Annotated in this window: 17 protein-coding genes and 1 pseudogene; 8 read left to right on the top strand and 10 right to left on the bottom strand. The window is 38.1% G+C overall.

Annotated features, from left to right (window positions below):
- Positions 1–167 precede the first annotated feature (167 nt).
- The 3 genes from V7149_RS16370 to V7149_RS16360 all read right to left on the bottom strand — a co-directional run bounded on the left by V7149_RS16370 (position 168) and on the right by V7149_RS16360 (position 2,724).
- The gene (locus V7149_RS16370) at positions 168–1,082 is read right to left on the bottom strand and encodes a ketopantoate reductase family protein (protein ID WP_335346675.1); all 915 of its coding nucleotides are present in this window, start codon (positions 1,080–1,082) and stop codon (positions 168–170) included.
- Between the two features lie 98 nt (positions 1,083–1,180).
- Positions 1,181–1,948: a sporulation protein YunB gene (gene yunB, locus V7149_RS16365; protein ID WP_335346674.1), complete on the bottom strand. Its 768-nt coding sequence runs from the start codon at positions 1,946–1,948 to the stop codon at positions 1,181–1,183.
- A gap of 155 nt (positions 1,949–2,103) precedes the next feature.
- Positions 2,104–2,724 carry a hypothetical protein gene (locus tag V7149_RS16360; protein WP_335346673.1) on the bottom strand — a complete coding sequence of 207 codons (621 nt, stop codon included), beginning with the start codon at positions 2,722–2,724 and terminating at the stop codon, positions 2,104–2,106.
- A gap of 320 nt (positions 2,725–3,044) precedes the next feature.
- Here V7149_RS16360 and V7149_RS16355 point away from each other — a divergent pair, with 320 nt between their 5' ends.
- The 4 genes from V7149_RS16355 to V7149_RS16340 all read left to right on the top strand — a co-directional run bounded on the left by V7149_RS16355 (position 3,045) and on the right by V7149_RS16340 (position 7,057).
- Positions 3,045–4,037 (top strand): zinc-binding dehydrogenase, encoded by a 993-nt coding sequence (locus V7149_RS16355; RefSeq protein ID WP_335346672.1) that lies wholly within the window; start codon positions 3,045–3,047, stop codon positions 4,035–4,037.
- A gap of 103 nt (positions 4,038–4,140) precedes the next feature.
- The gene (gene map, locus V7149_RS16350; protein WP_335346671.1) at positions 4,141–4,884 is read left to right on the top strand and encodes a type I methionyl aminopeptidase; all 744 of its coding nucleotides are present in this window, start codon (positions 4,141–4,143) and stop codon (positions 4,882–4,884) included.
- Between the two features lie 609 nt (positions 4,885–5,493).
- A complete protein-coding gene (locus V7149_RS16345; protein ID WP_335346670.1) occupies positions 5,494–6,045 on the top strand; it encodes a sigma-70 family RNA polymerase sigma factor in 552 nt (183 codons plus the stop codon).
- Positions 6,026–7,057 carry a hypothetical protein gene (locus tag V7149_RS16340; protein WP_335346669.1) on the top strand — a complete coding sequence of 344 codons (1,032 nt, stop codon included), beginning with the start codon at positions 6,026–6,028 and terminating at the stop codon, positions 7,055–7,057. Before V7149_RS16345 ends, V7149_RS16340 begins: the two co-directional genes overlap by 20 nt.
- Before the next feature lie 20 nt (positions 7,058–7,077).
- Here the strand turns inward: V7149_RS16340 and V7149_RS16335 are convergent, their stop codons facing one another.
- Together V7149_RS16335 and V7149_RS16330 are read right to left on the bottom strand one after the other, a co-directional pair.
- The gene (locus V7149_RS16335) at positions 7,078–8,307 is read right to left on the bottom strand and encodes an MFS transporter (RefSeq protein ID WP_335346668.1); all 1,230 of its coding nucleotides are present in this window, start codon (positions 8,305–8,307) and stop codon (positions 7,078–7,080) included.
- Between the two features lie 158 nt (positions 8,308–8,465).
- Positions 8,466–8,906, bottom strand: a complete 441-nt coding sequence (locus V7149_RS16330) for a hypothetical protein (RefSeq protein WP_335346667.1) — start codon at positions 8,904–8,906, stop codon at positions 8,466–8,468.
- A gap of 153 nt (positions 8,907–9,059) precedes the next feature.
- On the opposite strand from V7149_RS16330, the gene V7149_RS16325 reads away from it, so the two are divergent.
- Both V7149_RS16325 and V7149_RS16320 read left to right on the top strand, forming a co-directional pair.
- Positions 9,060–10,202, top strand: coding sequence for a DEAD/DEAH box helicase (locus tag V7149_RS16325; RefSeq protein ID WP_335346666.1), 1,143 nt, complete (start codon positions 9,060–9,062; stop codon positions 10,200–10,202).
- 69 nt (positions 10,203–10,271) lie between these two features.
- Entirely contained in the window at positions 10,272–10,406 is a 135-nt protein-coding gene (locus V7149_RS16320) for a hypothetical protein (protein WP_335346665.1), read from the top strand.
- A 211-nt stretch (positions 10,407–10,617) separates the two neighbouring features.
- On the opposite strand, the gene V7149_RS16315 is transcribed toward V7149_RS16320, so the two are convergent.
- Both V7149_RS16315 and V7149_RS16310 read right to left on the bottom strand, forming a co-directional pair.
- The gene (locus V7149_RS16315; RefSeq protein ID WP_335346664.1) at positions 10,618–12,144 is read right to left on the bottom strand and encodes an FAD-dependent oxidoreductase; all 1,527 of its coding nucleotides are present in this window, start codon (positions 12,142–12,144) and stop codon (positions 10,618–10,620) included.
- 164 nt (positions 12,145–12,308) lie between these two features.
- Positions 12,309–12,467 carry a hypothetical protein gene (locus V7149_RS16310; protein ID WP_335346663.1) on the bottom strand — a complete coding sequence of 53 codons (159 nt, stop codon included), beginning with the start codon at positions 12,465–12,467 and terminating at the stop codon, positions 12,309–12,311.
- Positions 12,468–12,655: 188 nt separating this feature from the next.
- On the opposite strand from V7149_RS16310, the gene rraA reads away from it, so the two are divergent.
- Positions 12,656–13,135 (top strand): ribonuclease E activity regulator RraA, encoded by a 480-nt coding sequence (rraA, locus tag V7149_RS16305; RefSeq protein ID WP_335346662.1) that lies wholly within the window; start codon positions 12,656–12,658, stop codon positions 13,133–13,135.
- Positions 13,136–13,231: 96 nt separating this feature from the next.
- A pseudogene (locus tag V7149_RS26560) lies at positions 13,232–13,374 on the top strand (group II intron reverse transcriptase/maturase); the annotation flags it as partial.
- 1,097 nt (positions 13,375–14,471) lie between these two features.
- On the opposite strand, the gene V7149_RS16300 reads toward V7149_RS26560, so the two are convergent.
- From V7149_RS16300 to abc-f, 3 genes are all read right to left on the bottom strand, one after another.
- The gene (locus V7149_RS16300; protein ID WP_335346661.1) at positions 14,472–15,944 is read right to left on the bottom strand and encodes an alanine/glycine:cation symporter family protein; all 1,473 of its coding nucleotides are present in this window, start codon (positions 15,942–15,944) and stop codon (positions 14,472–14,474) included.
- A gap of 294 nt (positions 15,945–16,238) precedes the next feature.
- Positions 16,239–17,099 (bottom strand): EamA family transporter, encoded by an 861-nt coding sequence (locus tag V7149_RS16295; RefSeq protein WP_335346660.1) that lies wholly within the window; start codon positions 17,097–17,099, stop codon positions 16,239–16,241.
- A gap of 86 nt (positions 17,100–17,185) precedes the next feature.
- A complete protein-coding gene (abc-f, locus tag V7149_RS16290) occupies positions 17,186–19,108 on the bottom strand; it encodes a ribosomal protection-like ABC-F family protein (RefSeq protein WP_335346659.1) in 1,923 nt (640 codons plus the stop codon).
- Between the last annotated feature and the right edge of the window lie 173 nt (positions 19,109–19,281).

The raw sequence follows: 19,281 nt of genomic DNA, 5'->3' as shown, positions 1-19,281 counted from the left end.
AAAGTCCAAGCAGAAATGCAGGACGGACATTTAGAGTGAAAGAGGCTCTTGAAAAGTCCAAGCAGAGAAGCCGGATGGACATTTAGAGTGGAAAAGGCGCTCGAAAAGTCCAAGCAGTTATTATATAAACGAAAAGATGCCACCCTCCAAAGGGCGGCATTACCTTACTAAATGCTAGATTCATAGATTTTCAGATTTGCATAAATGATTTCTAATGTTGGTGCTTGAATATTGGTGGCTTGTGCACGTTTTAATAAGTAACCGAAAAAATGATCTGCTTCAATTGGCAGCCCCTTTTCCATATCTCTTTGTAAGGATGACCTAAATTCATAGCCAAGTTTCTGCATTTGAGATAACTGAACTTCTTCAATCTTCTCAGCGACAGGTGCGTCAATGGCTCTCATGATGCTGACTGTCTCCTTAAGAACCTTTTCGATTGTGTTAAGACCAAGCTCCTGTTCGCAAATGGGTCCGCTAGGCGAACGGAATAATGAAGTAACTCCTGAAGCAGTTGTAATAAATAAATATTTATGCCACATATCCTGCATAATGTTTTCGGATAATCGAAAGTTTGCTTGAGTTCCGGATAAGGCATCCTGAAGCCTCAAAATACGTTCTGTTTTCTCGCCATTTCTTTCCCCGAATACAAGGTCATGGGCTTGACTTTTTTGCAAAACTTTTCCGGAGTTGTCAAGGGTAGTTTCAATAAAGCATAAACCTCCAATAACCCGATCCTCCCCGAACACCTCAACAAGCTTTTCAATATGGGCAATCCCATTAAGCAATGGGAGGACCATTGTTTGATCTCCGGCATAAGGCTGGATACTTTCAATGCCGCCATCCAAATGATAAGCCTTCGTTGAAAGGATAATGACATCGAACGGTTCAGCCTTTTCTCCTGATAATAATGTTTTAGGTTTTAGACTCAGATCCCCATGAATACTCTCGATCATCAATCCATCACGGTCAAGCTGCTGTTTTCTTTTCTCTCTAACAAGAAATGTAACATCCTCCCCTTTTTCAACAAGGCGTCCGCCAAAATAACCGCCAACTGCACCTGCTCCTACGACTAATATTTTCATATTTTTAAACCTCCTAAGTAGATCTGCTTCTGCATCTTCTTGATTGTCTTAATATTATAATAATTGATTTTGAAGTTTCTATGAAATGAAAAGTACCATTAATTATTTGCCGGCGGTATGATGACTGGATTAGGACTGCCAGTTCCACCACCATTATAATATTGAGGCACTTTACCAGGATGAAACCAGTCGCCGATTTTGATCTGGTTGGACACCTCAATCGGTTCTTCGATTAAAGGGATAATGACGTTCATATGCACTCTTACATTTATATAGACTTCGAGATACGTATTATTAATGCCTGTTTCCACAATCTTTGTTTCTAAATCTGAAGTGACATCTCCAAGGATTTCTAGCCTGACGGGGATTTCTGGTCCAAGATTGGAAAGTAACGTCATCTGTGTGGCCATACCTAATGGGATATGATAAACAATGCCTTTCGAGCTTTTTGTTTTTTCTTTATCAATATTAATATCATTCTTGAAATTTTCCAGCTGATCTAAATCTCCAGCTTCAACCAAATCTAAATATTCCTGTACTCTAATCGTTAATTCCGAAATGACTTTATTGTACTGGGGGTTAAAACTGTAGCTGGCTTCACCCGCATTTTCATGCTTCACGATTAATTCATTAATATCAATGCTTTCTGTAGCCTTTTTTGCAATCGCATCATTTATTGCCTGAACTGCGAATTGGCGGGCTCTCGTTTCGGTAATCCCTATTAATGTTGGCTCAAGCTTTTTGTTTATGATAATAACACTGAAAATGGTTATTAGGATAAAAATAACAAACGTAATCAGAAAAACATATTTAAAGGGAAGCGGCCCCTTTTTAACAGTCCATCTCCTTCTTCTTTTTATGAGCATTCAAAACCCTCCCAACTGAGCTGTTCTTGTTTAGTCGTTCCTTAAGTTCCACGAAAAAACTGATTCGGGCTTTGTACAAATATATGACCATAACAAGAAAATAAACATGCACAATTTGTCTGTTTTGAAAGGGTTTTGTAGAATGGTTAATTTGGTCAGCTTTTTCGGAAAATAACTTCCTGATCAAGCACGACTTCTTTTGGAGGGAACTCCATAGGTGGAGCATATGGAATTAATGCAAAATGGATCTCATTAAGATCAGATGGCAGAGGAGGGGAGATGAGAAAGCTCATTTGTGTATTCCCGCCGCCGCCGCGAGATCCCTTTTTTGCTACCTTATAGTCGATAGTGTCTGTTACCTCAAGCATTAAATGTGGAATAATATGTCCTATGTTTTCGTTTTCTTTATTTTTATAATTGATTTCTAACGTCACGATGCTTCCGTTCTCATGCTGCATCGCATGAGTTAAAATATATTCAAAATCTCCGACAGTTGATTTTTTCATAATTTGAATAACACCTAATAGCTCACCGGGCCCCTCTGGCATGTAAAATGGCCCGCTTCCATCATTTAATTCATGCATAAGCCAGCCGATCTCTGAAACCTTCATCTTATATTTTTGTGACCACTCCTCCAATATTTCAGCAGGAGGAGAATAACGCTTTCCTTTTGCAGCAGCTTTTCTTTCACATAAAAGTCTAATAATTTCTTCGTCAATTTTTTTATAAAAATCGGTGTATTCCCTTTTTACTTGTTCAAATTCAGACCAGCCCAATTGATAACCTCCGTAGATTCATTTTAAATTAGTTTAACAAAATTGGTTAATTAAACCAATTAATAAATGTAAGCATTTTGTTGTATCAGGGAAAAAACACTAACATAGAGTTGTTCAATGTAAGGGTTTTGTTGCAGTACCGAGTAAAACGCTAACATAGAGTTGTTCAATGTAAGGGTTTTGTTTCAATCCTATAAAAAACACCAACCATCCATAAAGCCGAAGTAAAAAGTGATTAAAAAAGTTGAAATATTTCAAATTCAATCTAATTACAAGTAATATAAAGGTTATAAAGACATTTAGATATTGGAGTGATCGTGATGAAGGCAGTAATTCATGCGGAAAAGACTGGTTTAGAGGGACTTACATATGGAGAAATAGCGGAAATGGAGCCAAAGGCGGGAGAAATTAAGGTAAAGCTTAAAACAGCAGGATTAAATCATCGTGACCTATTTGTTCTTGAGCGCCACAAGTCTACAGAGCCTCCTTTAGTCATTGGTTCTGATGGGGCTGGAATCGTGGAGGCAGTTGGAGAAGGAGTGACTCTTGTACAAGTTGGGGATGAGGTTATGATAAATCCTGGCCTTGGCTGGAGGGAAAAGAGTGATGCACCACCGGCCGGCTTTGAAATTGTCGGTCTTCCTTTCCATGGCACCTTTGGTGAATATATTATTTTACCAGAGGAAAATGTGGAGCAAAAACCAGAATATTTAACTTGGGAAGAAGCAGGTGTACTGTCATTAGCAGGACTGACTGCTTATCGGGCCTTGTTTACAAGAGGAAAAGTCCAGCCGGGAATGAAGGTATTTATCCCGGGAGTTGGCAGCGGGGTTGCAACATTTTTAGTGCAATTTGCGAAAGCTGCTGGGGCTGAAGTATATGTAAGCTCACGTTCGAAGGAGAAATGTGAGAAGGCGTTAGAGATTGGAGCCTACAGAGCTATTGATAGTCATGAAGATTGGAATACAGCATTGGAAGGGCTGAAGATGGACCTTGTGATTGAATCTGTCGGTGCCGCTACCTTTAATAAGTCACTAGAGATTCTTCGTACAGGCGGAACCATTGTGACATTTGGAGCGTCAGCGGGAGATGAAGTCAATATTAATCTCCGGACCTTTTTCTATGCTCAGCAAAATCTTCTTGGATCCACATTAGGGAGTGCAGAAGAATATAAAGAAATGCTGCAATTTGTAGAGAGTCACCAGATTCGGCCGGTTATGGATAAAGTTTTTACCCTTGATCAATTTGAACAAGCGTTTAACAGGATGGAACAAGCCAATCAATTTGGTAAAATTGGTTTTAAAATAAGCTAATCTTTTTTAAAACACCTCCATCTTTTTGGGGTGTTTTTACGTTATTCGAAAAATAGAATATAATATAAAGAAGAAAACCAATTATTGAAGGGACAGGAATCATATGATTGTCAAAAATGATGAAGAATTAGCGGCTTTAATAGAAATTGGAAAAATTGTTGCGGTCATCCGCGATGAATTGATTGCACGGACGAAGCCTGGCGTAACAACGAAAGAACTGGATGATTATGCAGGGGAGCTTTTTGAAAAATACGGTGCGGTATCTGGTCCAAAAGGAGAATATGACTTTCCGGGTTTTACTTGCATCAGTGTAAATGAGGAAGTGGCACACGGCATCCCGGGAAATCGAATCATTACCGATGGGGACCTTGTCAATATTGATGTTTCTGGATCCAAAAACGGATTTTTCGCAGATACTGGATTATCGATTGTGGTTGGGGATTCAAATGAAAAGCTTCTCCACCTTTGTGAAACAGCACAGAAGGCATTTGAAGAAGGGTTGAAAAAGATAAAAGCAGGCTCAAGGCTAAGCATGATTGGAAAAACAGTCAACAGAGTAGCCAATCAGAATGGTTATACCGTTATAAAAAATCTAACTGGTCATGGAATTGGAAGATCTCTCCATGAGAAGCCAGATCATATTTTAAACTATTTTGAGCCTTGGGATACCCAATTGCTTAAAGACGGAATGGTCATCGCATTTGAACCATTTATTTCAATGGGAGCGGAAGAGGTAATGGAGCTTAGTGACGGCTGGACATTCGTGACACCGGACAAGAGCCTGGTGGCACAATGTGAGCATACAATTGTCGTTACAAAAGGCGAGCCGATTATAATTACGAGGTAAAATTTAACTTCATGAGAATGAATAAATAGGAATAAACATACATGAAAGTCCTCATTATATGAATTTGATTTAAAATAAACTGCAGCCCTCCCGTAAAATATGGAGGGCTGTTCAAGTGTTTTTTCTTAAAAAAATTTAACACAAACTGGCTCAGGGAAGCTGACTCGATGCAGTTGCCAATTTTGGAACGCTGTCATGACCTCTCATGGATACTGTTTTACCCGGATCCCATAGAAGTTAGATTTGCCAACTTTTGATTCATTTTAACTTATTGTAAAGGACATGGAATTGGGATTGGTCAGCTATTGTGTCCTTTAACCTCCTTTTATAGGACATGGGGTTGGAATTTGCCAGTTTTTATGTCCTTTAAACCCCTTTTAAAGGACATGGAATTGAGATTTGGAGCATTTGTGTCCTTTAACCTCCTTTGTAAGGATATGAAAGCTAATGTTCTGCCTGGAGCACAGACTAAAGTTAGTAAAGTGCAACTACTCTTCTATCAAAAACTCCCTTTATAATTGAAATTCAAATAACATACAAATATCCACCGATTTATTAATTTTTTGGAACCTTTCTGCACCAATTGAGGTCTAATGAGCACAAGGGGGGATGATGGTGCTTTCGGAAAATGATGTTCTTCTTGCCCAGAGCGGGAATCAGGAGGCTTTTATACGATTAATACGAAATTGTGAATCTTCCCTTTATCGGGTAGCGAAGGGGATTCTGAAAGAAGAATTGGATTGTGCAGATGCAATACAGGAAACGATTTTGAAAAGTTATCATTCTATTTCTAAGCTGAAAAATCCAGCCTATTTCAAAACATGGCTAATTCGGATTTTAATAAATGAATGCAACGATATGTTAAAGAAAAAGCAGAAAAGCCTCTCGTATAATAATATGGAAAACTTGGCTGAGCCTCAAAAAGCTGAAAATGAATTTGATGAATTAAGAGCAGCTATATCAAAGTTAAATGAAAATTACCGAACAGTTGTCGTGTTATTTTATTTTGAAGATTGTTCCATAAAGGATATAGCACAAGTTCTTAATATTAGGGAAGGCACAGTAAAATCAAGATTAAACCGCGCACGGGCGATGCTCGCAAACTATCTTAATCAGGTGAATGATGAAGGGAGAGATGAAGATGGACCACTCAAAATTTGACACGAGCATCAAAAAGATAATAAAAGAAGAGGAGTTTGAAACACCTCTTGCAGTAAAAGATCGAGTCTATCATACCCTTTCGAATTTGCCGAAAAAGAAAAAATCCTTTACTCTTCCAATAAAGTATTTATTAAGCGGGGCAGTTTGTATAGTCCTTACTGTCGGAGCCATTTATTTTTTAACAAGTGATAAAACACTCCTGTCCACTGAAAACGCTGCAGAGAAAAAAGACAAAGACGAGAATATCGTTATTCATGATTACCTATATTCTGGGGAAAGCGAGCATTGGATAGCGACACATGAATTTTTTGGAAAAGGTGTATTTTCAAAAAAAGAGAATGGACGTATTGGTTATGAAAGTGAATCGGAAGAATTTTTTTATATCGAGTATAAAGGCGAATTTGCAGAAATAAAGGGAAAACCTTTATCCTATAGCTTTCAAACAACCGCAGGTGGAAGCGGCAGATCATTGGACGAAATGGATAAGAAGTCATTCTCCAATCATTCAGGGCCAAATAGCGGTGCAATGATGCAGGAAAATGAAACGGTTGAAGTGATAGTGGAATGGGATGGGAAAAAGGAAACCTTCCTCCTGCACCCAGATAACACAAGGAACTGGAATATAACTCCAACCTTTCCTGCACCATCTGATGGAGGACATCAATCTATGTTAAGAGGCTTAAAAGGGAAGGCAGTTTATATGGATTCAGAAGACATAAAGGCTGGTAAAGCTTACAAAATAAGATGGTTTTTTTGGGGAGAGGATTTAAAGGAGAATCCAGGAGAATCTCTTACAATAACTGCCACTCAAAAGGATACAGGTAAGAGGATTGAGATGGTTCGGGCAAATAATTGGGAAATTCCCCTTCCGCAAAATGAAGATTTAAAGGATGTACTAAAAGCACAAGCCTCACAGCATGTAAAGATGACCTTTCCATCTTCTGGAGTATGGAGGCTTGATGCCCATATCGGAAATAAGTATTATGCTAGCATTGTTTTGGAGGTAAAATAAAGCAAAGAATGCCCAACTGATTAAGAGGGCATTCTTTTTTTACTCAAGCTTACTCCAGCCATTTCAGAATTTCGGTTCATAGCGATTAGTAAAATAAATCCACTCACTATTAGGAGCAAACTTGTTGTAATAAATACAGCTGAAAAGCCAAAATATCCTGAAATAAGTCCGCCCATTACGGGACCAATAATATTTCCGAAAAAGCGCAGACTTGTATTGTAGCCAAGAACTTCCCCCTGCATGGCGATGGGCGCCTCCTGCCGGATATAAGCAATCCGGACGGGAATAATTCCTCCGATTGTCACGCCAAGAGTAAATCGAATGAGCACCAGCTGCCAATAATTCGTGACAAATCCTCCGGGCAGATAGAAAAGGCCAGCCAGAAAAAGCAAAATAACTAGAATTTTGATATAGCCGTAGCGGTCGGCAATTCTTCCCCATCTTCTAGCCATCATCAAATTCCCCAGCCCACCTGCAGAAAAAGCAATTCCGGCAAAAAATGCAAGGTTTTCCGTACCATGAAGCTCACTGACATATAAAGAGAGAATGGGCTGGATGCTAAAGTGAGCCATTTGAATAAGAGCTGAAATGAGCAAAACGGTTAACAAAACAGGGTGGCGAATAATATGAAGAATGACTTCTTTACTAGAATAACTTGTTTTCTTATCTTCCTTATTCTGCAGAATGATTTCTTTCGTTAATAATACGAGCAGAGCGGAAATAAATATGAAAATCGAAGTCCATTTAAATGTATCAGCATAACCGAATATATCTGCAAGTGCACCGCCAAGCATAGGACCCATCAACGAACCTGTAATACTGCCGGTCTGTAAAGTCCCCATTACCTTTCCTGCAATATTCTTTGGGGTTTGAGTTGAAATAAATGCTTGCGACATCGGAATAAAGCCTGTAAAGATCCCCATAAAAAGCCTGAGCATAAAAAGCTGCCAGACAGAAGTGACGTATCCCATGAGGAAAATGGATAAGCCCATTCCTAAGCCTGAAACAATGAGAATTTTCTTTCTCCCGTACAAATCACCAATTCTTCCCCAGATTGGCGAGAAAAGAAAAGCCGCAACAAAGGTAATGGCAAACGTCCATCCAGACCAATGCTGTACATAAGCCGAGGAAAAATTCCCAAACGTCTCAATGTACAGAGAGATAAATGGCAAAACCATCGTCATGCTGCCAGCCACGAAGAAATTGGCGAACCACATTATGAATAAATTCCGCTTTGAATCAGGATTCATTCCTTTCTAACACTTCTTTCCTTTTTTATTTCGTTTCCCTAAATATAGTATACATCAGATTCCAAAAATATGAAGGAATATGCAAATTAGGAGGGATGGGCAAGATGTACATGTGAAACCATAGGAGCAATGAAGGTGAAACCTATTATTGATAGGTCTCACCCTTTTTTAGGGGTTATTCCTAACTCTTTAGTCATTTTACTAAAGTCTAAAATATTCCCATCTATTGTAAAAAAGTAAACATTATTTTCATCATCAAAAATCATGATGTAAGGGTCTTCTCCAATTGGATAAAAAATACTCATTTCGTCTACAAGAGTGTGAATCCATTGATTTTGAACTTCAAGAGGAGGGCGAAGAGGAATCCTGACAATAAAGCCCTTATTCGGAATTGGATTTATTTTTTTATAAACACCGGAAATATTAGATAGATATTTTTCTGCTTCTAAATGAATGGTAGCAGTAGAAGGGATTTCTTTTATAACCTTTGCTTCATCTATATGATATACTTCAATCTTCTCCCCTTGTTCCCTGGCATGAATAGGTGAGGTATAAACAAGTAATCCTATAAATAACATGCTGAAAACTATACGGTACAAAGGATTCACCTCCTCATTAATAATATGACCGGGCAGGTGTCTCACTATTCCTCATAAAAGCTGACAAAGACTAGACATCTTTTGCGTGATACGCTAGTATCAGTAGCGAAAATACTTTTCAAAAAATGAATGTTTACATATAAGGAGTCCTTTATGACACAAACTTTAATTAGCGAACTAAAACCATTTATCCAAGAGGTTTGGAAAAAGTCGAATTTCTCACAGCCTACAACGATCCAGTCAAAGGCAATACCTGCTGCACTTGACGGAAAGGATCTTATTGCTGAATCACCGACAGGGACTGGTAAGACGCTGGCTTACTTATTGCCGATTTTAGAGAAAATTGAAAGCGATCAAAAGAGCATTCAGGCCGTGATTCTTGCTCCTTCCCAAGAACTTGTCATGCAAATTTTTGAAGAAATTCAAAAGTGGTCTGAGGGCAGCGGAATTCGGGCAGCCTCTTTTATTGGGGGCGCCAATGTTAAGAGGCAGCTGGAGAAATTGAAAAAACATCCTCATATAGCTTTGGGAACACCAGGGAGAATGCTGGAGTTAATTAAACAGAAAAAACTAAAAATGCATGAAGTTAAGACGATCGTGCTTGATGAGGGAGATCAAATGCTTGTTCCTGAGCATTTAGAAACGATCCGAAATATCGTGAAGTCCGCTTTAAGTGATCGTCAAACGATATTATTTTCTGCCACTTTGCCGCAGGGAACAGAAAAGCTGGCACGCGAATTAACAGCAGATCCTGAAATCATCAGAGTTGAAAAAGATGAAACGATCAACGCTGCCAATGTTGATCATATTTACTTTATTACGGAACAAAGAGACAAAATCATGATGCTTGAAAAAATCTCAAGACTGGAATCCATTAAAGCACTTGTCTTTGTCAAGGATATAGGGAATTTAACAGTCATGTCAGAGAAGTTATCTTATAAAAATATTTTAACAAGCACTCTGCATAGTGATTTAAATAAAATCGATCGGCAAAATGCCTTAAAGGATTTTCGGACAGGAAAGACGAATTTGCTGCTTGCGACAGATGTAGCGGCTAGAGGGTTAGATATTAAAGATGTCACCCATGTCGTTCATTTCGATTTCCCAAAAGATTTGAAGCAATATGTTCACCGTTCAGGAAGAACTGGGAGATTTGGCGCGAGCGGAACAGTTATTTCCTTAGTTACAGAGAGAGATGAAAGAGAACTTAGGAAATTTACGAAGGAGCTTGGCATACAAGCTTCAAAGAAAGTAATGCGTGCTGGTAAAATAATCGATTTCGATGAACGAAAATAATCATTAGAATAAAGTTTCAATATTCGCCCATACTACTTTTTGAAATAGTAAAAAGGAGTCGAGGAAGCTATGGGCAGAAAAAAACAGGGTAATGCAAATGCGGAACGCAATAAGAATGCGAAAAAAGGCAATCGGACGAGCTCAGAGTTAGTCGAGTTTACAACAGGCCATGATAATCCGCAAAAAAGCCGCCGACAAGAGTAATAAGGGGCAGTTATAATTTTAAAAAGTAGGCTATGTTAGCGATTATTGTTGATTACCAGCCTACGTGCGAAAAGGTTTTATTCGGGACGAAAACAAGAGTGAGCAGGTATGCATAAGGCTGGTTTGACTGCCAATAAAATACACTTGCAAAGTCTTAAAGAAAATAGAAAAAATCCTCTCATATTTTTCATGAAGAGGATTTTTTCTATTTCTACTGTAAATCGATTTTCTTAAGAGGTAATTTGGTTGGTCCGTTTAGTACTTCTCCATCATACGTGTACCTTGATCCATGGCATGGACAGTCCCATGTCCTATCTCCCTCATTCCACTCTGTTTCACAGCCCATATGTGTGCAGGTTGTATTAACGAGATGAATGTTTCCTTCTTTGTCCCGATATGCTCCAGCTCTTTCTCCTTTAATCATTACTACAGCGCCTTCATCCTTCTCGATATCATCGAGCTCTTTTGGCGAAACGGCAAGCTTTCCTTTAATGAGATGACCAGCAACATCTGTATTTATAGAAATAACCTTTTTAAGACTTGGATCTGCCTGGAATCGAGAAGGAGAGAAAAGCTCTTCATAAGGATTTTCCTTTCCAATAATAATATCCTTTAGAAGCATAGCTGCCGCTGTTCCATTCGTCATTCCCCATTTTCGGAAACCAGTAGCAACGAGAATATTTGGTTTAGTGGCCGTAATTCTACCTATATAAGGGAGTTTGTCCAATGTAACCAAATCCTGCGCTGACCAGCGGTAAGGGAATTCGGTAATCCCAAAAACCTCTTCTGCGAAGCTTTCAAGTGCTTCATAATGCTTCATTGTATTAATACCCTGCCCTGTTTTATGGCTCTCGCCTCCAACAAGGATTAATTTATCCCCATTATATGGCGTATATCTGAGCGAACGGGTTGGTTCATCAGCGCTTATATACATACCTTCTAGGAAATCTGTGTTTGTTTTGATTCCTAGTATATAGGACCGGTCGGCATGCATTCTTGCAAAATAAAATCCCATTATGTCTACAAATGGGTAGTGAGAGGCAACAATTACTTGTTTACATTTTACACGGTGTCCATCTCTTGTAATCACTACAGGATGGTCATTTTCCCCAATGTCCACAGCAGTTGTATTTTCATAAACAATGCCGCCAGCATCGAGAAAATCCTGAAGTAAAGTATTTAAATACTTTAATGGGTGGAATTGTGCCTGGTTATTCATCACAAGGGCTGCTTTTGTATTAATATTAAAAGGAATAGTATCCTCTAGCTTGCCATTAATCCCTAGCTTTTCGTATGCTTCCATTTCCGTTTGAAGTTTCTTCTCATACTGATCTGAAGTTGCATACATAATGGCACGCTGATCACTAAAGTCGCAATCAATCTGTTTATCTTGTACTTGGCTGCGAACAAAATCAATCGCACCCATTTCCGCTTCGTAATAAAGCTTTGCCTTTTCCAGACCAAAGTGATTAATAAATTCATCGTAAATTAATCCATGCTGGGCGGTAAGCTTTGCCGTAGTATGGCCAGTTGTTCCAGTTAGAATGTTTCCAGCCTCCAAGATAGCTACCTTTAACCCCTCTTTCACAAGAAGGGAACCAGCTGTAATTCCGGTAATCCCGCCTCCAACAATGGCAATATCAACAGAAGTATGTTCAGTGAGCTTTCCGAATGACGGAAGGGGAGCTTCTCTCCAATAAGACTCAGGAAATTGGGGCATTTTATTATTAGATGACATACCTTTCCTCCTATAGGTTTCTTCATCCATAATTTTTCCAATAGGTGTCATTTGTATACAAGCTGTAGGAGTAATAACGATAAGATATTATTAAGCGAATAAAAGCCGGCTATGATAAAATAGCCAGCTCATTCATTCGAAATAAATCAAAGGTCATCACTTTTTTATTCTCCGCTTTCAGTCGCTTCATCGTTTGGTATAGGATCTATCGTCTTTGCGTCTTCCAGATTCAGTGCTTTATTCGTAAAATAATGCAGAATGATTCCAACAATACCTAAGGAAATGACAAAACCGAGTGTTGTCACAATCATTAATATCATCATAATGCCTCCTTTTTTTGCGATCCTTGTAAGGCTAGAATCATTTATTCTGGTATTACTATTGAAAAAAGGTGACTCATTTAAGATATATGCTCGGTAAACACATATTTTTCCGATAATAAAGGGATTATCATTATTTATAATGAAATAAATAGAAGATGAGAAACAAAAATAGCTTAGGAGGTTGAAGGATGATGAAGAAAACAGCCGATCTTTGTGATAAATACGGAAAGGAATTGGAAGTATGCCAGCAAGAATTCCGCTCGTTCGGAAAAAAGAAGCAGTTCTATGGTCCAATTTCAACAGTGAGAGTATTTGAAGATAATGTGTTAGTGAGACAATCATTAGAAACAATACCAGAAGGAAATGTCCTTGTAGTGGACGGAGGCGGTTCGAAAAGATGTGCGTTGGTTGGGGATATGTTAGGTGAAATTGCTGTCACCCGGAAGCTTGCAGGTATCATTATTAATGGATGTGTTAGAGATGCAGCAGAGCTGGCCAAATTGGATATAGGAATTCTCGCGCTTGGAAGTAACCCATTGAGGAGCAAAAAGGATGGGAAGGGAGAAATAAATATTATTGTTACATTTGGAGGGATTGATTGGAATCCCGGCGATTACATTTATGCGGATGAAGATGGTATAGTTTTAAGCTCTAAAGAACTGATTTAAAAAAGCGAAGAGGGAATCCTCTTCGCTTTTTTTAGTGCGCCCGGCATGGGTGTAATCTCTAGGGTGAAAGTCCCGAACTGGCTTATGGAAGACTGAAAGAAACCAAAGACAAAGATACGGAACCTTATTAGATTAGGCGTTCCAGATTGGAAAGCCTATGAATGGGAAATAGTCGATAAGGCTATTGGCGTATTTCAAACAGTCCAGTATTACACAAAACCCTCGATAACTCTTATTGAATTAATCGAGGGCTTAAAAGTCCACAATCTCGTTATGAAGCCTTGCGCTAGATATCTTAATAGAACCGTCGTATGGGGAACCGTACGTACAGTGTTGTGAGAGGTCGGAGGTTAATCACCTCATCCTACTCAAATAAATATTTTGGTTAAATGCTTAATTTACTATGATACGTAAAATCATCATTTAGGTCGCGTTAAAGTCGCGTTTGCGATTTTTTCTGTTTGTAAAATAAATATTTGAGTAAATAAAATAAACTGGAAATAATATAGACTAATAAATCAATATGTGATATATTGGTTTTGGGTTTAATTGACCTAATAGAAAGAAACCAATTTTAATTCAGCTGGAGAATACATATATGAATCAAAGCCGAAGCTTATAGATATTGAAGCTTTCATGATGCTGTTTCTATTCCCAAACAAATAGCGTGATGTTTCCAAATATTCCAGATTTCTGTGGGAAAAAGGAAACGAATAGCGTAATGTTCCAAATTTTTTAGATTCCTAAGAAAAAAGGGAAACATATAGCGTAATGTTTCCAAATTTATTCAGACTCCTGTGAAAAAAAGGAAACAAATAGCACTATGTTTCCAATTTTTTTAGATTCCTAAGAAAAAAGGGAAACAAAGAGCGTTATAATTCCAAATATTCCGGATTCCTATGGAAAACAGAAAACAACGGGAAATGTCCGATATTGTGAGTGAGTGGGGGAGAAAATCTTCCTTGATGTGCCTATCAGTTTGGATTGATAGAGAAAGGATAATTCTAGTATTTGTTAATGAAGGAGCCGAGATGGAGAGCGTTGCCAATGATTTCATGAGTGCTCTGAAGGATCGAGATACCGAGATAATATTCGCAAGCAAGTTATAGATTGTGTTCAGGGTATCAAGAGATTCATTACTGCTTTGAATTACCGATTGTCCCAGCGAAAAATGTTAGTTCTTTCACTTGAAATACGTAATTCGTATAAAATAAATATAAAAAGGGGCTGTCTCATAAGGTTATTGAGCTCCTTATGAAACAACCCACCTCTATTATAATGTTATAGACTTCAATTTTTTATTTAACGTGAGTTTTTAGCGGATGAAAGTTTCACATTAAGAAACGTTCTTTTTCTTTCTCTGTTCTGGACTTTCGTATCCATTTGCCCAAAAATCAGCATTCTTAATTCCATATTTAGATGAATTGAATTCTGGATCTTTTCCTTGTTTAAGTTGCTCTTCGTAGTCCTGTAAAGCAATAAGCGCTGGTTTAAATAACAATAGAATCGCAATTAAGTTTAGCCATACCATAATTCCGAGTCCGATATCTCCCATTGCCCATGCTGTTGATGCAGTTTTTACGGATCCGAAGAAAATGGCTCCTAAAAGGATGATTTTTAGTGCAATAAAAGCAATTCCCCTGTATTTACCCCGTACGAGATAGGCCAAGTTTGTCTCTGCAATATAGTAATAAGCATAGATAGTCGTAAAGGCAAAGAAGAATAAAGCAATGGCAACAAATCCTGCACCGTATCCAGGAATGAGCGTATCAACTGCCGCTTGAGTGTAACCAGCTCCTGGTTCAACTCCTGGAAGGTTTTCAGTTAGTACTGTTCCAGTTTTTTCGTCGATAACATTGTATTGTTGTGTAAATAAAATCATAAATGCAGTCGCTGTAACAACTAAGAATACGTCTAAATAAATTGAAAACGATTGCACAAGACCTTGCTTAACTGGGTGGGAAACCTCTGCTGCTGCTGCTGGGTGAGCACCTGTACCCTGACCAGCTTCATTCGCATATAGACCGCGTTTTACTCCCCACATAATAGCTGAACCAATAATACCGCCAAACATTTCTTCAGCTCCGAAAGCGCTTTTAAAAATAAGTCCAAATATTGCTGGAATATCTGCAAAATTAGATCCAATAATTATAAGTGCAATTAAAACATAAGCAGCTGCCATGAAAGGAACGACCCATTCTGCAACTTTAGCAATACGCTTTACTCCGCCAAAAATAGTAAAACCAACAAGTGCGACAACGATTAGACCTGTGATTGTTTTGTCAAGACCAAAAGCGTTATGAACGCTATCTGCAATTGCATTTGCCTGTATACCTGGCATTAAGAAAGCCATTGCAAGCAATGTTGCCACTGCGAAAACCACCGCAAACCATTTCCAGCCAAGTCCCTTTTCGATATAGTAGGCAGGACCCCCACGATACTCACCATCTTGCTTTTCTTTATACATTTGAGCAAGAGTCGACTCTACATAAGCGGATGCTGCACCGATAAAGGTAATGACCCACATCCAAAAGACAGCACCTGGTCCACCAAAAGCAATACCCGTTGCGGTTCCAGCGACGTTCCCTACACCGATACGGCCTGATAAAGACATCGCTAATGCCTGGAACGGAGAAACCCCCGCATCGGAACCCTTCCCTGAGGCCACGAGTTTAACCATTTCCTTAAAATGACGGATCTGCAGGAATCTAGTACGAAAACTAAAATACAAACCAGTTAAAACAATGAAACCAACCAATACAGGACTCCATAGCCATCCGTTAATGGTATTTACAATTTGATCAAACACAAAAATACCCCCTTTTTATATTTCTGAATATTATTCATATTCGAAGTATAAATTATATTAGAAAATAAGACAATCTTTTTTTTATTGGAAAATAAAAAAATAACCTACAGTTTTTTACCACTCCACAAGTAGGTTATAGTTATTGTACTATTCACTTCTTGAATTATTTCGGTTCGCAAAATATTACATTTTAATATGCTTACTACTTTTTCCATATAATGTTTTTCTAGATAAAAAATAGGAGGACTCTTTAAACAGCTCTTGTGACCATATTCTTCTAAAAAAGTCCCTTGACTACAAAATAAGCAAAACAGTTCCTGCAGTAATGACAATACCACCTATAATCGTGTGTTTAGTCATTGTTTCTTTTAATAGAATGAAGCTTAAGATCATGGTAATCACAACGCTAAATTTATCAATAGGGGCAACAACTGAAACCTTCCCAATGGCTAATGCTGCAAAATAACATAACCAGGATAAACCAGTTGCAACTCCAGACAAAATCAAAAAAAGATACCCCTTTTTTGTAATTTCCTTCATTTTCTTATGAGTTCCTTGAAAAAATACGATGGCCCAAGCGAACAATAAAATCACGATTGTTCGTAAAAAGGTAGCTACATTAGAATCCACATTTTCCATCCCTATTTTTGCTAATATAGAGGTTAATGCCGCAAATACTGCTGCCAAAATGGCATATACAATATATATTTGTGAGCCAGTAAATCGTTTCTTCTCATCACTTTTCCCAATTAATATGAAGGTTCCAATGGCGATTATCGCTCCTCCAGTGATGACAAGGGGCTCTGCCGGCTCTCCTAAGAAAAGGATAGAGATAGCAATCGTTAAGACTACACTTGATTTATCAATGGGGACGACCTTGGAAACATCGCCAATTGCCAGTGCTTTAAAGAAAAATAACCACGAAAATCCTGTTGCAAAACCTGATAATAATATAAACCACAATGCACTGCCAGAAATCTGAGAGATTGTATCAAGCTTGCCTGTTACGATCACGGTCACAAAAGCCATTACTAAAACAACAATTGTCCGAATCGCCGTTGCTAAATTAGAATTCACCTTTTCAATGCCAATTTTCGCCAATATAGCTGTGAGTGAAGCAAATAAAGCTGCCAATAATGCTAAAGTAATACTCATTAAGGTACCTACTTTTCTCTAGTATTAGTGGGGAATCTAATAAAGAATAAAAACCATCTTCGATTACATATTCAACCTATGCCTAGTCAAAAACTTAACCACAATTCCATAACCGACTCCAATTCTTTGCTTAACTTAAGTTTCCTGCCATACAGTTTATTTAGCTCCTCATAATCCATTTGGTCAGCAGACATCGCTATATCTATCTCACTGATTTCCTGTTCCAGGCTTTCAATCCTGGCCAGAGCCTTTTCCTTTGCTGCTTCTTTCTTTGAATCCTCAGAATTGTTTCTTTGATTTTTTACTTTTTCGGTTTTTACAATCGGCTTATTCAAATCTTGTAGACTTACCTTTTCCTTTTCACTTTTAAAATAATCGTAATTCCCAAGATAGCTTTTTAAGGTGTGATTTTCTATTGCAATTACTCTTTGACCGATTTTATTGATGAAATATCTATCATGAGATATAAAGAATATCGTTCCTTTAAAGTCCTCCAGAGCTTCCTCAAGAGTTTCAATGGAATCAATATCAAGATGGTTTGTTGGTTCATCCAGGATTAATAAATTAATATCTTTATATAACAGTATAGCTAGCTTTAATCTAATTCTTTCTCCGCCTGATAAATGTTTTACTTTTTTGAAGACACTGCTTTTATAAAACATGTATTTTGAAAGATATTCCCTTGCTTTTCCCTCCACAATCGAAATATCCTCTCTAAAAGCTTCCAGCACTGTCTGCTCTTCATTATTAAAAATAATTTGCTGCGGCAAATAGGCAGTCATCACATTAGCACCTAATTCAACAACCCCATCATCTGGCTGTTCTTCACCTAAAAGCATCTTCAGAAAGGTGGTTTTCCCGCTGCCATTAGAACCGATCAGACCCACTCTTTCACCAAAAGTAATTAGTAAATTTGCGTCCTTAAAAATAAATTTATCTTTATAGCTTTTAGAAAGCCCGATCGCCTTGATCGTTTCAGTTCCTGACCGTTCAGCCGCTTTTAAATCCAGTTTCATATTCCGCCTTTCAAAAATAGGCTTATCGATTCGCTCCATTTTATCGAGCTTCTTCTGTATACTGGCAGCTCTTCTAAAGAACTTACTATTATCAGCCCTCATAGCCCAATCCCTTAGGCTCATAACGGTCTTTTCCATATTATTAATCTTTTTCTGTTGCTCCCTAAAATGCTCGTATTGAATCCGCATATTCTCTTCTTTTTGACTAACAAAAGAGGAATAGTTACCCTTGTAGCAAATTGATTCCATATCCTCTATTTCCACGATTTTAGTAACTACATTATCCATAAAATATCGGTCATGGGATACAATCAAAACTATTCCCTTATAGGTTTTAAGGTAGCCCTCGAGCCATTCAATGGATTCCATATCCAAATGATTCGTAGGCTCATCCAGCAGCAATATATCAGGATTGTGAATTAGGAGCTTTCCAAGTACAACGGTCGTTTTTTCTCCTCCGCTTAATAAATCAAAATCCTTGTTCAAAAAGCTTTCATCAAATTGGAGACCAGTACAAACCTTGCTTAGTTTTTCTTCCCGTTCGTATCCGCCCTTAATTTCAAATAAGTGGACGAAATCACTGTATTTATTTAAAGCTTTTTCCAAAGCAGCTTCTTCAAGAGTCTTCATTTGCTCTTCCAATTCGCGCATTTGATTCTCGATATAGTCTATCTCCTCAAATGCCAGGTTTAGAACATCGATTACTTTTAACCTCTCAGGAAACACAGGCGATTGGTCGAGATAAGCCCTAGTTGTTCCTTTCGGCAAATGTATCAGGCCTTCATCATAACTAGGACTAGAGGTTTGCGGGTAGCCAGGATAGTAATTCATCGGCTCGATTCCCGCAATTATTTTAAGAATGGTGCTCTTTCCGCTTCCATTTGCACCGATGATTCCAATCTTCTCCCCTTCATAGGCTTCAAAGGTGACATTTTTCACCACTAATGTAGCTTCCATAAATTTTTTAACACCATTTAATTTCATTTCCAACATATATATTCCTTCTTTCATCCATAGACTAGTAGTTACGCATTTTATGGACAAGGTAAAGAGGAGCATCAATACTATTTATTTTTTAAAAATAAAAAAGACTGTAAGAAGAGGGTTTCTTCTTACAGTCTTTAATAATCAGTGATTAATTTAAATCAAGTAGTCTAAGCATATAT

This window comes from Bacillus sp. JJ1503, assembly GCF_036965125.1.
GTDB lineage: Bacteria > Bacillota > Bacilli > Bacillales > Cytobacillaceae > Cytobacillus.
Note: the sequence above shows the minus strand (reverse complement) of the source record. Positions and strands in the feature narration are given on the sequence as shown.